The 13,571-nt window shown below is 64.1% G+C and carries 10 protein-coding genes, 1 tRNA gene and 1 pseudogene; 7 read left to right on the top strand and 5 right to left on the bottom strand.

The genetic code is table 11. The annotated features are described in order from the left end of the window. The 3 genes and pseudogenes from AC1DJW_RS16575 to AC1DJW_RS16565 form a co-directional block, all read left to right on the top strand. A pseudogene (locus tag AC1DJW_RS16575) lies at positions 1-177 on the top strand (circularly permuted type 2 ATP-grasp protein); the annotation flags it as partial. A gap of 72 nt (positions 178-249) precedes the next feature. Further along, positions 250-1,176, top strand: coding sequence for an alpha-E domain-containing protein (locus tag AC1DJW_RS16570; RefSeq protein ID WP_078108851.1), 927 nt, complete (start codon positions 250-252; stop codon positions 1,174-1,176). After that, entirely contained in the window at positions 1,173-2,024 is an 852-nt protein-coding gene (locus AC1DJW_RS16565) for a transglutaminase family protein (protein ID WP_476901891.1), read from the top strand. Before AC1DJW_RS16570 ends, AC1DJW_RS16565 begins: the two co-directional genes overlap by 4 nt. Positions 2,025-2,049: 25 nt before the next feature. Here AC1DJW_RS16565 and AC1DJW_RS16560 read toward each other — a convergent pair whose 3' ends face one another. Both AC1DJW_RS16560 and glgC read right to left on the bottom strand, forming a co-directional pair. Further along, a complete protein-coding gene (locus AC1DJW_RS16560) occupies positions 2,050-3,501 on the bottom strand; it encodes an SDR family oxidoreductase (RefSeq protein WP_284755637.1) in 1,452 nt (483 codons plus the stop codon). A gap of 107 nt (positions 3,502-3,608) precedes the next feature. Beyond that, positions 3,609-4,991 (bottom strand): glucose-1-phosphate adenylyltransferase, encoded by a 1,383-nt coding sequence (gene glgC, locus AC1DJW_RS16555; RefSeq protein WP_284755635.1) that lies wholly within the window; start codon positions 4,989-4,991, stop codon positions 3,609-3,611. Between the two features lie 104 nt (positions 4,992-5,095). Here glgC and glgA point away from each other — a divergent pair, with 104 nt between their 5' ends. Further along, positions 5,096-6,295, top strand: coding sequence for a glycogen synthase (glgA, locus tag AC1DJW_RS16550; protein WP_476901890.1), 1,200 nt, complete (start codon positions 5,096-5,098; stop codon positions 6,293-6,295). Between the two features lie 178 nt (positions 6,296-6,473). Here the strand turns inward: glgA and AC1DJW_RS16545 are convergent, their stop codons facing one another. Next, positions 6,474-8,582, bottom strand: coding sequence for an acyl-CoA dehydrogenase family protein (locus AC1DJW_RS16545; protein WP_390277500.1), 2,109 nt, complete (start codon positions 8,580-8,582; stop codon positions 6,474-6,476). Positions 8,583-8,616: 34 nt separating this feature from the next. Beyond that, positions 8,617-9,339 carry a TetR family transcriptional regulator gene (locus AC1DJW_RS16540; RefSeq protein WP_390277933.1) on the bottom strand — a complete coding sequence of 241 codons (723 nt, stop codon included), beginning with the start codon at positions 9,337-9,339 and terminating at the stop codon, positions 8,617-8,619. Positions 9,340-9,407: 68 nt separating this feature from the next. Between AC1DJW_RS16540 and AC1DJW_RS16535 the strand changes: the two genes are divergently transcribed. The 3 genes from AC1DJW_RS16535 to AC1DJW_RS16525 are packed head-to-tail and all read left to right on the top strand — an operon-like array spanning position 9,408 to position 13,044. Next, a complete protein-coding gene (locus AC1DJW_RS16535) occupies positions 9,408-10,778 on the top strand; it encodes an acetyl-CoA C-acetyltransferase (protein ID WP_284755630.1) in 1,371 nt (456 codons plus the stop codon). Positions 10,779-10,783: 5 nt separating this feature from the next. After that, positions 10,784-12,136 (top strand): 3-oxoacyl-ACP reductase, encoded by a 1,353-nt coding sequence (locus AC1DJW_RS16530; RefSeq protein ID WP_390277496.1) that lies wholly within the window; start codon positions 10,784-10,786, stop codon positions 12,134-12,136. After that, on the top strand, positions 12,133-13,044 hold the full coding sequence (locus AC1DJW_RS16525) for a MaoC family dehydratase (protein ID WP_390277494.1): 912 nt from the start codon (positions 12,133-12,135) through the stop codon (positions 13,042-13,044). Before AC1DJW_RS16530 ends, AC1DJW_RS16525 begins: the two co-directional genes overlap by 4 nt. Positions 13,045-13,301: 257 nt before the next feature. On the opposite strand, the gene AC1DJW_RS16520 is transcribed toward AC1DJW_RS16525, so the two are convergent. Then, positions 13,302-13,384, bottom strand: a tRNA-Leu gene (locus AC1DJW_RS16520). Between the last annotated feature and the right edge of the window lie 187 nt (positions 13,385-13,571).

The following is a 13,571-nucleotide window of genomic DNA, read 5'->3' as shown; positions in this document are numbered from 1 at the left end:
TCGCTGATCGTGAACTCCTCCCAGGGCGGCGGGTCCAAGGACACCTGGGTGCTCTCGGACTCCCCGCGGCTGCCCGCCGTCGAGCTGCCGCGGTCCGCGATCACGGTCCGGGAACAGGTCTCGGTCTGGCCCGTCGAAAGCAACTGGCGCGACCGCCAATCGGACCAGCAGCAGTGATCCGTCACGCCGTGGTGCCGGAGCAGGATACATCCATCGTTACAACGCAGGACCCGAAGGAGGCACAGCCCCATGCTGAGCCGTATTGCTGAATCCCTTTTCTGGATCGGCCGTTACGTGGAGCGGGCCGACGGCACGGCCAGAATCCTGGACGTCCACCTCGAACGCCTGAACCACCTGCCGCTCGAGGAACAACGCAGCGTAGCGAGGGAACTTCTGGCTGTCATGGGAGCCAGGCCGCAGAGTGAGGAATTCGGCTTGCCGGAATTGCTTCACGCCCTCGCCTATGACAAGACGAGTGCCACGTCCATTGCCGGTTCCCTCGGGGCTGCGCGTGAGAATGCCAGGCGGGCACGCGAGACCGTGTCGTCTTCATTATGGGAAAGCCTTAACACCACGTACTACGGTCTGAACCAGCACCGTAAGGACGTCGTGGGCACGTACCGCTTCTGCAACTGGGTCCTGGAACGCACAGCCATGGTCAGGGGCCTCGCGGACACCACGGTGAGCCACGACGAAAGCTGGCTTTTCCTGGTCCTCGGACGCTCGCTCGAACGTGCCGACATGACCGCGCGGATGCTATCCACCAGGGATGTCCTTTCCGCGGGAATGTCATGGGTGAACATGCTGCGTTGTGCGGGCGCCTACGAGTCGTTCCTTCGGACCCGCCGTGCGGCCTTCGGGGACCAACACGCTGCCGAGTTCCTCCTGCTGGACCGTCTGTTCCCGCGCTCCATCGTCTTCGCCCTGCGCGACGCTGACGAGTGCCTGGCCAAGTTGGATCCCTCCGCGCAGAGGGTGGGCTTCATCAACGACGCCCGTCGGATCGTCGGCCAGGCCCGTACCTTCCTTGAGTTCCATCGCACGGACGATCTCATGTCCGAGCTGCCCGAGCATATGGACCGGGTGCAGAAGGCCGTCACGCAGGCTTCCGACGCGATTTCCCGTAAGTACTTCAATCAGGCGGATGAACTAGCCTGGGTGGGAGAAGTTTCATGACCCGGCTGAGCATCGTCCACAAGACGGCCTACAAATACAACCGCCGTGTGACTCTGTCGTACAACGAGGCACGCATGACGCCGTTGACCGATCCGCAACAGGTGGTCCTTGAATCCTCACTGAAGATCACGCCGTCGCAAGCTGCTGTGAGCACCTACCGTGACTATTGGGGCACCCGCGTCACCGCCTTCGATATGCAGATGCCGCACGAGCGCCTCGAAGTGGTGGCCACCACCACCGTCGAGGTCCACCGGGTGGAACGGGTAGCCCTAGACGCCGAGATCGTCGGCTGGGATGTGATGGCTTCCGACGAGATCCGGGACCAGTTCAGCGACTGGTTGCCGCAGTCGCAGCTCAGCGGTCCGGGGGAGGAAGTCCTCGGAATCATTCCCGCCGTCGTGGCCGGCAAGAACCCGCACGAGACAGCCCTGGCCGTTTTCGAATGGATGCGCGGCGAAATGAGCTATGTGAAAGGCACTACAGGCGTCACCACCAACGCAGAGGAAGCCTGGAACCAGCGCCAGGGAGTCTGCCAGGACCTCGCCCACTTGGCCATCGGTTCGCTCCGAAGCTGCGGCATTCCAGCCCGGTACGTGTCCGGTTACATCCATCCGCGGCCCACGGCCGAGATCGGTGAGACGGTCGCAGGCCAATCCCACGCGTGGCTGGAATGGTGGGACGGCGAATGGCGCAGCTGGGATCCCACCAACCACAAGCCTGCCGGAGACCTCCACGTCACTGTGGCGCGGGGCCGGGACTACCGGGATGTTCCTCCCTTGAAGGGCATCCTGTCCGGCGGAGGCGGCTCAGGCCTCACCGTGACAGTCGAGATCACGCGACTGACTTAGAAGGGACTGCGGCCCTCCGCCTGGATTACCAGGGGGAGGGCTTGTAGTCCTTCAGGAAGACCCCGTACTGGTCTTCGCCGTTTTCGCCCATGACGATGGGATCGTAGACACGCGCCGCCCCGTCCACGAGGTCGAGCGGTGCGTGGAAGCCTTCCTCCATGAGCCGGACCTTGGTGTAGTGCGGGCGTTCATCGGTGATCCACCCGGTGTCGACGGCTGTCATCAGGATCCCGTCGCTGTCCAGCATCTCTTGTGCGCTTGTCCGTGTCATCATGTTCAACGCGGCCTTTGCCATGTTGGTATGCGGGTGCCCGGGGCCCTTGTAGGCGCGGGAGAACTGGCCCTCCATGGCCGAGACGTTCACGATGTACTTCCTGCGTGCCGTGGAGCGCTTCATGGCCCCACGGAGCCGGCTGACCAAGAGGAACGGCGCGGTGACGTTGCAGAGTTGAACTTCAAGCATCTCCAGCGGATCAACCTCGTCCACTACTTGGGTCCAACTGTTGATGGTCGCAAGGTCGGGAACCAGGCCGCCGGCGTCGATCGCGGTGCCCGTCGCGATCCGCTCCAACGACGCGGAGCCCGTGGACAGCGCGAGCGAGGTAATCGCATCTCCCGCGAGCACGGGATGTTCCGTGACGCTGTGCGTGATGGCCAAGGGGTGTTTGTCGTGGGCATGGCCGAACGTGACCAGTTCCGGGCCGCCGTTGGCTGCCTGCAGGGCTTCCGGCAGCGGCTCGTCCTCGGCATCCACCAGCGGCTTGTAGGCATTCCCCGAACGCCGGACGGTTTGGGCGGCATTATTGATGATGATGTCGAGCGGGCCGGCTTCGTTGAGGGAATCGGTGAGGGCCATGACCTGTGAGGGGTCCCGGAGGTCGATGCCCACAATCCTGAGCCTGTGCAACCAGTCCGCACTGTCTTCCATGGCGGCAAAGCGGCGTGCCGCGTCCTTGGGGAAGCGAGTGGTGATTGTGGTGTGTGCGCCATCGCGGAGCAGTCGCAGGGCGATGTACATGCCGATCTTGGCACGCCCGCCCGTGAGGAGGGCACGGCGTCCGCTGAGGTCCGTGCGGGCATCGCGCTTACTGTGGCTGAAGGACGCACATTCCGGGCATAACTGGTGGTAGAACGCGTCCACTTGCGTGTAGTGCTGCTTGCAGATGTAGCAGGGCCGGGACCGGATGAGATGGCCTGCGATTTCGCCGGTGGCCGAGGTGGCGAGCTTGTTGCCGCGGGTCTCGTCGTCGATCCTGTCCGGGGCCGCGGTGGCGGTCAGTGCGATGACAGCGCGGTCGGCTTCCGCGATTTCGTCCCGTTTGGTGACCCGGCGATGCCGCTTGACGGCCTTGAACATCTTTCCCGTGGCACGACGGATGGCGACGTAGTCCGGGTGCTCCTCGTCGTAGGCGTGGATGGTGTTCAAGACCTTGAGGCAGGCCTGGATCTCTTCAGGGGTCAAATCGGCGGGGCTCATTGGGTCAATTTTACAGGGTCGGGCACAGCAAAGCCTCCCAGACGACAGAGGCTGGAGGCCTGCTGTCGCCTGGGAGGCCGGGGGCTGTCCTGGTTCCGGGTTCCGGGTCAGACCTCTACCGAGTCAGCCTGGATTTTCGTGACCTGCTCCGCGGAGTCCCTGATGTCGGGGAACTTCTCCGTGGCAGCCTTGATCGCCTCCGGCACCGTGCGGCGGTGCTCGGCAGCCAGGGCGAGCTCGGACGCATCAGGCTCGGGTACCACTTGCCCCTTGGCGAGTACGGTGATTCCGGATTCGGTGACTTTGAAGCCACGGGCGCGGTCCAGGTCGGCATCCAAGCCAATGGCGGCCCCGGCAGGGACTTTCACGTTCTTGTCGATGATGGCCCGCTTGACGACAGCGCCTTCACCGATGCGCACCTTGTCCATCAGCACCGAGTCCTGGATCCTGGTGGCCGGTCCAACGTAGACGTCGTTGGAGAGGACGGACCCTTCCACGATTCCTCCGGAGATCACCGAGCCACTGGCCACGATGGAGTCCAAAGCGGTGCCGACCGTGTTGTTGTCGCCCCGGACGAACTTGGCCGGCGGTGAAATGCTCTGCCGCGTGTAGATGGGCCATTCCGAGTTGTACAGGTTGAACACGGGGACCGGGGAAATCAGGTCCATGTGGGCGTCATAGAACGAATCGATGGTTCCTACGTCGCGCCAGTAGGTGCGGTCGCGGTCGGTTGATCCGGGAATGTCGTTGAGCGTGAAGTCGTAGACGCCGGCCTCGCCCTGGGACACGAAATAAGGGATGATGTCGCCGCCCATGTCGTGCTTGGTGTCCAGGCGCTCCGCATCGATGCGAAGTGCTTCCACCAACGCGTCGGCGTCGAAGACGTAGTTGCCCATGGAGGCAAGGAACTGCGTGGGATCGGCGGCGAGGCCTTCCGTTTCGGCGGGCTTTTCCACGAACGCGGAAATCTTCTGGGGATCGTTTTTGTCGACCTCGATCACGCCGAACTGGTTGGCCATGTTCAGCGGCTGGCGGACGGCAGCGACCGTGGCCTTGGCCCCACTGGCCACGTGCTGTTGGACCATTTGCTGGAAGTCCATGCGGTAAACGTGGTCCGCTCCGACGACCACGACAATGTCGGGGTTGGCGTCGTGAATCAGGTTCAGGGACTGGTAAATGGCGTTCGCGCTGCCGAGGAACCAGCTCTTGCCCACGCGCTGCTGGGCGGGAACCGAGGCCACATATCTGCCCAGCTGGGTGGACATCCGCCAGGTCTCGGAGATGTGGCGGTCAAGACTGTGCGACTTGTACTGGGTCAACACCACGATCTGGAGGTACCCGGAATTGACCAGATTCGAGAGAGCGAAATCGATCAATCGATACCCCCCCGCAAACGGCACAGCAGGTTTTGCCCTGTCTGCCGTCAATGGCATAAGACGGTTTCCTTCGCCGCCAGCCAACACAATTGACAATACTTTCTTCAACGCCATGGTTTTTGCTCTCCCTGTACGTCTTTGTAGCCCCCGAAAAAAGCCCGGGTTGCCGGACCCTTTCACACTAGAACACATACTCGGGAAGGACTACGTTAGGTAGCGTGCGCGTAGACATTGTGACTAAAGAGTTTCCACCCGAAATCTATGGCGGGGCCGGTGTGCATGTTGCCGAGCTCAGCCGCGTCTTGGCGAAGCACGTGGATCTGCAGGTGCGCGCCTTCGGCGCGCCCCGTGATGCGGACTTCCACGGGGCAACGGTGACGTCGTATTCCACACCGGATGATCTGGGCTCGGCCAATGCCGCCGTCCAGACCCTCGGCGTGGATTTGCGCATCGTGCCGGACATCGCCGGAGCGGACCTGGTCCATTCCCATACCTGGTACGCCAACATGGCCGGCCACTTGGCGTCGCTGTTGCATGGGGTCCCCCATGTACTCAGCGCCCATAGCCTGGAACCTTTGCGGCCATGGAAAGCGGAACAGCTGGGCGGCGGCTATGCCTTGTCCTCGTGGGTTGAAAAGACCGCCTATGAGGCCGCCGCGGCCATCATTGCTGTCTCGGACGGCATGCGGAAGGACATCCTGCGCAGCTATCCGAACGTGGATCCCGCCAAGGTGCGGGTGGTCCACAACGGCATCGACGTCGACATGTGGCAGCCGGACGAGGGCGAAGACGCAATCCGCGCGCTCGGCATCGACCCCGCCAAGCCCAGCGTGGTCTTCGTTGGGCGCAACACCCGCCAGAAGGGTGTGCCGTACCTCCTGAAGGCTGCGGCCAGCCTCCCGGAAGATGTGCAGCTGGTGCTTTGCCTCGGCGCAGCGGACACTCCGGAACTCGCGGCGGAAACCGCCCGGCTCATCGAGGACTTGCAAAGCAAACGCGAAGGGGTCCTGGTCATCGAACGCATGCTTCCGCGGCATGAGCTCATCCAGGTCCTCAGCCATGCCACGGCGTTCGCCTGCCCGTCGATCTACGAGCCCCTCGGCATCGTCAACCTCGAGGCCATGGCATGTGGCGCGGCCGTGGTGGCAAGTGCGACGGGCGGTATCCCCGAAGTGGTTCAGCACGGTGAAACGGGACTGCTGGTTGAACTGGAGCAGGTCACGGACGGCACAGGCACGCCGCTGGATCCCGAAAAGTTCGTCGCAGATTTCGCCGCTGCCCTCAATGAGGTTGTGTCTGATCCTGCGCGGGCCAAGGTCATGGGTGCCGCGGGCCGCGTCCGGGCGGAGGAGCATTTTTCCTGGGAATCGATCACCCAAACAACCCTTGAGGTCTATCGCTCTGTCCTCGCCCCCTGACCCACTAACCAACGAGCCCAACTAGCTAGCAGTAAGTGTCGTTTTGAGGGCTCATAACGACAACAACTGCGAGTGAGTTGGGAAAGAACGACGACGGCGCCTCACCCCTCAGCGGGGGTGCGGCGCCGTCGTCGTTAAAGGATTCGGCAGATGTTCACCGGCCGGTCACGGCAGGATGCTAGCTGGATTTCCTTCCCTTCAAGGCGAGGAGGCTCTTCTCCTCGACGGGTGCCTCGCCGCTTGCCCGGTGCTCCCGGAAGTAGCCGCGGGCTTCGTCCTGGCGTTCCTTCTCAGCCCCGGAGGCGATGGCCGCCCGCAAGTGCTCCGGACCGTATCCGAAGGAATCAACCAGGTCCAGCGCGTGGGGACGGATCTTGACGAGCAGCCTGTTGATGTATGCCCCCACGGTGCGTCCCCGCTGCATGGAGAGGCGGCCGTTCATGAGGTACCAGGACAAGTGCTTCTCGATAAGCGACAGGCCAAACAGGTCGCGCAGCCATGTCAGCACCCGCAAGGTGCCAGGATCGCCGACCTTGCCGAGCGCTTCCGTGAACGCTTCCCATTGCAGGAGTTCGGCGTGGGCCTGCGCGGCTTCAATCAAATCGTCCTGATGCTGGTTGAAAAGTGCGGCGCCCTGATGCTGCGGAAGCTTGTTCGCACCCTTGAGCGCAGAACCCACCTCCGCCACCATGGACTGCACCCGGTCCGTCAGGAGCGTGCGTTGGCCTTCTTCGTCCCGCAGGGCCAACGCGGCCTTCTGGACTGATCCCGTGTCCGCCACGAACTGCGCCACTTGCCGCAGGCCGGTCCGGTTGATGGCGACATCGGCGGCCTGGGCAGCCACGAAGCGGGCGAGCACGCCAAAGTCGACGTTGCGGAATTCCTTCGCGTAGTCGGCCAGGAGGCGCTTTGCGACGAGCTGCAGAAGCACAGTGTTGTCACCTTCGAACGTGGCGTAGACGTCAAGGTCCGCACGGAGGGAGGCGAAACGGTTCTCGATGAGGAATCCTGCGCCGCCGCAGGCCTCGCGGCACTCTTGCAGCGTGTCAAGGGCGTGCCAGGTGCTCATGGGCTTGAGGGCCGCGGCGAGGGTCTCGAGGTCCTGGCGGTCGGCGTCGGTGTCGTGCAGGCCGGAGAAGACGTCGTCGAACTTTTCGAGCAGTTGCTCGTGTGCGAAGCTCGCCGCAAAGGTAGTGGCAAGCCGGGTGAACAAGCGGCGCTGGTGGCGCTGGTAGTCCAGCAGGACTTCCTCGTCGGTTGGGGATGACGCGTTGAACTGGCGCCGTTCGGCGGCGTAGCGGATGGCGGTCGTCAAGGCCACCTTGCTGGCGGCGACCGCCGCGCCGTCGAGGGAGACGCGGCCCTGCACCAAGGTGCCGAGCATCGTGAAGAAGCGCCGTCCAGGGCTGGCGATCGGCGAGGTGTACTCGCCATCCGGGGAAACGTTGCCGTAGCGGTTGAGCAGGTTGGTGCGCGGGACACGGACATCGGTGAAGTGCAGGCGGCCGTTGTCGATGCCGTTGAGCCCGCCCTTGATGCCGTCGTCCTCGCCGCCGATTCCGGGCAGGAACTCTTTGGTGTCCGGATCCCTCAGCTCGACAAAAAACGCGTGGACGCCATGGTTCACGTTGCGGGTCACCAGTTGGGCGAACACGACGGCGGCCAGGCCGTCATCGGCTGCGTTGCCGATGTAGTCCTTCCACGCAGCACGGAACGGAGTGTTGATGACGAACTCCTGGGCGGCCTCATCATAGGTGGCCGTGGTGGCAATGCTCGCAACATCGGAGCCGTGCCCGGTTTCGGTCATGGCGAAGCAGCCGGGGATCTCCAGGCTCATGATTCCGGGAAGCCATTTGTTCTGGTGCTCCTCCGTGCCGAGGTGCATCACCGCTGAACCGAAGAGACCCCATTGCACACCGGCCTTGATCTGAAGTGAAGGATCGGCAGTGACGAGTTCCTCGAAGCCGGCGATGTTGCCGCCGTGGTCATCCGAACCGCCCAGGCTGGCGGGGAAAGCCCGGTGCACGGCGTTGTTGTCCACGAGGTACTTCAGCTGCCCGAACACGCGCTTGCGGTGCTCGGTATGCGTCAAGCCCTCGATCTTGTGTACCTCGGGGCGGCCCGCGAGGTCACGTGCCGTGTGCCGGATGTGGGCCCATTTGCCGAGCAGCAGTTCGCCAAGAGCCGCTACGTCCACCGTGGGGGCTGGCACAGCAGGCTGTGTGGTTGCAGCCGTTCCCGCGGCCGCCCGGTTGCTGGAGGAGGTGCGGTCCACTACTTCAGTCATGGTGATTCCTTCTTTGGTTCCGAACAACGTGGAGTCATTGCTGATATTCAGGGGAGTTGATCTTGAGTTCCGGGGCGATACCCACGCACAGCCAATCGGTGATCTGGGCCGCCATGGTTTCCTGGTCGGGCTTCGCGGGGGAGGCGGGACTTCCGAGCCACCTTTCGCCGGCGTTGCGGACCAGCCCGATGGCGGCAGTGGGCCAGTAGTCGATCAGTGCTTCCTTTTCCGCGCCCAGGTGTTCCCGCATGGGGCGGGCGATCATGGCGCTGATCGACTCGAAGAAGTGGCCAAGGGCTCCTGAGGCGGCGATGGCGTCTTGCGCCGAGGGTTCCCCTTGCGAGAGCCGCGTGATGAACGCGTAGACGGCGGGGCTGGACTCCGCCATTTGCAGGTACGCGGAAACCATGGCGAACAGGCCTTCGCGGGGAGTCTGCGCGCTTTCCGCCGCTTCCTTCATTCGCCGCTGCATTTGTCCGAGCACTACTTCGCCCATTGCCTGCTGCAAGCCGGCTTTGTCCCCGAAATACCGGTAGTACACCGACTTGGAGGTACTGGCCGCGGTCGCGATGTCCTCCATGGAGGCGTCGCTGCCCAGCGCATGGACGGCTTTGCGGGCGGCCTTGATGAGATCCCGCCGGCGTTCTTCGCGGTGGACCTGCCAGCGGGCGGCACGGCCGTCGACGGCGGGAGAGTCGCCGTCCGCGGGGGGCGGAGTCCCGGCGTCGTGGTCGGCAGGAAGTCCAGGGCTGGGGATGTTCACGATACTCAGCGTATCAGGTACGCTGGGTATCAGTAACCCGATGTGATCATAAGGAGCAACGCATGCCTGCAGCAGCACATTCCGCGAACGCACCACACGAATCCCCCGTAGCCCCGGGCACACTCCGCAGGGCCGTGGTGGTTGGCGGGAACAGGATTCCCTTTGCCCGGACCGGCGGCGCCTACACCAAATCATCGAACCAGGACATGCTGACGGCTGCGCTGGACGGGCTGATCGCACGCTTCGGCCTTCAAGAGGAGCGGATCGGTGAGGTCGCCGCCGGAGCCGTTCTGAAGCACTCCCGCGACTTCAACCTGACACGCGAAGCGGTGCTTGGCTCGGCCCTTTCGCCGGAGACGCCTGCCTACGATCTCCAGCAGGCATGCGCCACCGGCCTTGAAACCGTCCTGGGTCTCGCCAACAAAATCAAGCTTGGCCAGATCGACTCGGCTATCGCCGGCGGCGTCGACTCGGCCTCCGATGCCCCTATTGCAGTCAGCGAGGGCCTCCGCGAAATCCTGCTCGACCTCAATCGCGCCAAGTCGTTGCCCGATCGGCTCAAGGTCCTCGCACGGCTGCGTCCCAAGGACCTCGCGCCGGATGCTCCGAACACCGGGGAACCACGGACAGGCCTCTCCATGGGAGAGCACCAGGCCCTGACTACGGCCCAATGGAAGATCAGCCGCGAAGCGCAGGACGAGATCGCGTTCAATAGCCACCACAACCTCGCCGCGGCCTACGAACGTGGCTTCTTCGATGACCTCGTGACTCCGTACCGTGGGCTGAGCCGTGATTCGAACCTGCGGCCCGATACATCAATGGAGAAGTTGGCCACCCTCAAGCCCGTCTTCGGCAAGAGCCTGGGAGCGGAAGCCACCATGACGGCCGGCAACTCCACTCCGCTCACGGACGGTGCCTCCACGGTGCTCCTCGGCACTGAGGAATGGGCGGACGCCCGGGGCCTGCCCAAGCTGGCCCTCGTCGTCGACGGCGAGGCCGCCGCCGTCGATTTCGTCCACGGGAAGGACGGACTCCTCATGGCCCCGGTCTTTGCAGTGCCGCGGCTCCTGGCCCGCAACGGGCTGTCCTTCGAAGACATCGACTTCTTCGAAATCCACGAAGCCTTTGCGGGCACCGTCCTGAGCACGCTCGCCGCGTGGGAGGACGAGGAATTCGGCCGCACCCGGCTGGGACTGGATGGTGCCCTCGGCAAGATCGACCGTGCCAAGCTCAACGTCAACGGCTCGTCTCTCGCCGCCGGCCATCCCTTTGCTGCCACCGGAGGACGCATCGTCGCCTCATTGGCGAAGATTCTCCACGACAACGGCCCGGTGGACGGCCGTCCGGCCCGCGGACTCATCTCCATCTGCGCCGCCGGAGGGCAGGGCGTCGTCGCAATCCTCGAGGCCTACTCCGCTCCGGAAGGGCGGTAGCCGGCATGACGGACAAATACACACAGTTTGTCAGCCACGGGATCGGCAAGGACCTGGCCAAAAAGCTCGGCCTGCCCCAACCTGCCGTGCTTCGAAGGTACAAAGCAGGAGAACCGCTGGTTCCGGGTCCGGTCCTTGTGCTTGGGAACGGCAACGGCAGAACCGCCGGCTCCGACGAATTGGCTGCTGTTCTCGTGGGGTGGGGCCTCGACGTTCGGCGTGCCGCGTTGCCCAAGGAAAAGCTGGGCGCGATCATCCTGGTGCTCGACGCCGTCGAGCACCCCGATGAGCTTGTCGGACCTGTTCTCACCGCGGCACCGTCGCTTCGCGATTTGGCCCCCGGCGCGAGGGTCGTCACGATCTCCCGCACCTCCGCTTCTGCGGCAAACCCGGCTGTTGCCGCCGGTCGCCAAGGAGTTGACGGGCTGCTGCGTTCGCTCGCCAAGGAACTCCGGGCGGGTGCCACAGCCAACGGTATTCTCCTCGGGGACGGTGCCGGTACCACGAGCCCCAGCACCCTGGGTGCGCTGCGCTTTTTCCTGTCAGGACGGTCCGCGTTCGTGGATGGCCAGTTCCTGACTGTCACGTCGGGCTCCGGCGAGCTTGCCGCCGACGCCGACAAGCCCTTGGCCGGGAAGGTCGCCGTCGTCACCGGCGCCGCCCGTGGCATCGGCGCGGCGATCGCGAGGACCCTGCACCGGGACGGTGCGCGGCTCGTGGTGGTGGATATTCCCGCGGCGGGGGACCACCTCGCCGCCGTCGCCAACGAGGTCCATGGAACTGCCCTGCAATTGGACATCACGGCTGAGGACGCCGGGAGGCGGATCATCGACCACGCCGTGGAACGCCATGGCGGGCTCGATATCGTCGTCCATAATGCCGGCATTACCCGGGACAAGCTCCTGGCCAACATGGATGAGGGCCGCTGGAATTCCGTCATCGGCGTGAACATCGCCTCGCAATTGAGGATCAACGAAGCACTCCTGGGCTCGGACCAGCTCCACAAAACCCCGCGGATCGTGTCGGTGGCCTCCACCAGCGGCATCGCCGGCAATCGCGGGCAGACCAACTACGCTGCTTCCAAAGGGGGAGTGATCGGCATGGTCAGGGCCACGGCGCCCTTGCTGGCAGAACGCGGCGGCTCCATCAACGCCGTCGCGCCCGGCTTCATCGAGACCGACATGACCGCCCGTATCCCGTTCGCCACGCGGGAAGTGGCCCGCAGGCTGAATTCGCTGCAGCAGGGCGGCCTGCCGGGGGACGTGGCAGAGGCAATTGCGTTCCTGGCATCGGATGCGGCCGCTGGAATCACGGGAGAAGTGCTCAGGGTCTGTGGACAGAACCTGGTGGGTGCATGACCACGGAACAACCACTCATCCTGGGGGACCTGCCGTCCCTCTCGAAGCTTTATGTGAATGCGGCGGCAACGGCCGCACGGAGGAGGGTGCTGGGGTTCCAAGCGGCCACTGCGCTGCCCCCCGGGAGCCACGAGGTCCGCGGGGTGCGGGCCGACGTCGCGAACCTCACCGCCTACCAGCACCTGATCGGCGAGACTGCGAGTGACGTACTGCCGGCGGGCTTCATCCATGCCCTCGCGTTCCCGGTTGCCATGAGCGTGCTGAACCGGGACGACTTCCCCCTTCCGCTGCTGGGGATGATCCATTTGAAGAACCATGTGGAGCAATTGCGGGCAGTTCAGTTCAGTGAACCGCTCGATGTCCGGTCCTGGGCAGAGGACATGCGCGGCCACAGGGCGGGAACCCAACTGGACGTCGTTGCCGAAGTCCGGTCAAGCAACGACGGGGCCCTGCTTTGGCGGGGCGTCTCGACGTATTTGGCCAAGGGGGTCTTCCTGCCGGGAGTCGACAAGGCCGGCGCGGCCGCCGCTCCGACGGAATTCGCGGCGCCCGCGCCAACCGCCGTCTGGCAGCTCGGCGTGGACACCGGCCGCATGTATGCCGCCGTCTCCGGGGACTTCAATCCGATCCACTTGAGCCTCCTCTCGGCCAAGGCGCTGGGCCTGCCGCGGTCAATCGCGCACGGCATGTACCTTGCATCCCGGGCCCTGGCCGACGTTGGCTCGGTGAAGTCGGAAGCGTTCCGGTGGGACGTGATTTTCGAGGCGCCGGTGTTCCTCCCGGCACGGGTGGCCCTGGAAATCGGCACGGTCCACTCCGCATCAGGCTCGTGGGAACGTTCCGACTATGTCGCCTGGAACCCGCGAAGCGGCAGGAGGCACTTCAGCGGATCCGTGACGGCCTTGTAGGGCACCGGTTTCGGAGTTCAAGGTTCGGGGTCCAGGAACAGCTACGACGACGGCGGTCACCCACGCGGGCGGCCGCCGTCGTCGTCCCTGGCGGAGCCAGATTCAGAGCCAAGTCCGGAGTCCGGTCCACTGCCGTGAGTGAATTGTCGGTAATGCAATTTAATAAATGTGATGAACGCCGCATTAGCGTCCGAAAAGGCAAATTCAGTTTAAACAAACAAGGCCTGGAATTCTCAGAATTCCAGGCCTTGCATTTGTGCGCGGAGGGGGACTTGAACCCCCACCCCCTTTCGAGGACTAGCACCTCAAGCTAGCGCGTCTGCCATTCCGCCACCCGCGCAGGTGGTGTTCGGAGCCTTCGTTCTGCGCCTCTCGGCGCTTCTCTTTCCTCCGAAGCAGCGAGAAAAACTCTAACACGATTTCCGGGAAATAAAAAAACCGGAGCTGGAGAGGGGGCCGGCAACGGCAATTGGGCCCTGCCAATCCGCGCCAAAACGCGGGAAAGCACGCGGCCAAACAAGCGTGCG

The sequence above is a fragment of the Arthrobacter sp. 05L417 genome, from assembly GCF_056397865.1.
Note: the sequence above shows the minus strand (reverse complement) of the source record. Positions and strands in the feature narration are given on the sequence as shown.

Excerpts from the sequence above, each read along its gene's own strand:
- AC1DJW_RS16570 (WP_078108851.1), top strand. The coding sequence starts at position 250 with ATGCTGAGCCGTATTGCTGAATCCCTTTTCTGGATCGGCCGTTACGTG.
- AC1DJW_RS16530 (WP_390277496.1), top strand. The coding sequence starts at position 10,784 with ATGACGGACAAATACACACAGTTTGTCAGCCACGGGATCGGCAAGGAC.
- AC1DJW_RS16560 (WP_284755637.1), bottom strand. The coding sequence starts at position 3,501 with ATGAGCCCCGCCGATTTGACCCCTGAAGAGATCCAGGCCTGCCTCAAG.
- AC1DJW_RS16525 (WP_390277494.1), top strand. The coding sequence starts at position 12,133 with ATGACCACGGAACAACCACTCATCCTGGGGGACCTGCCGTCCCTCTCG.
- AC1DJW_RS16545 (WP_390277500.1), bottom strand. The coding sequence starts at position 8,582 with ATGACTGAAGTAGTGGACCGCACCTCCTCCAGCAACCGGGCGGCCGCG.
- glgC (WP_284755635.1), bottom strand. The coding sequence starts at position 4,991 with ATGGCGTTGAAGAAAGTATTGTCAATTGTGTTGGCTGGCGGCGAAGGA.
- AC1DJW_RS16535 (WP_284755630.1), top strand. The coding sequence starts at position 9,408 with ATGCCTGCAGCAGCACATTCCGCGAACGCACCACACGAATCCCCCGTA.
- AC1DJW_RS16565 (WP_476901891.1), top strand. The coding sequence starts at position 1,173 with ATGACCCGGCTGAGCATCGTCCACAAGACGGCCTACAAATACAACCGC.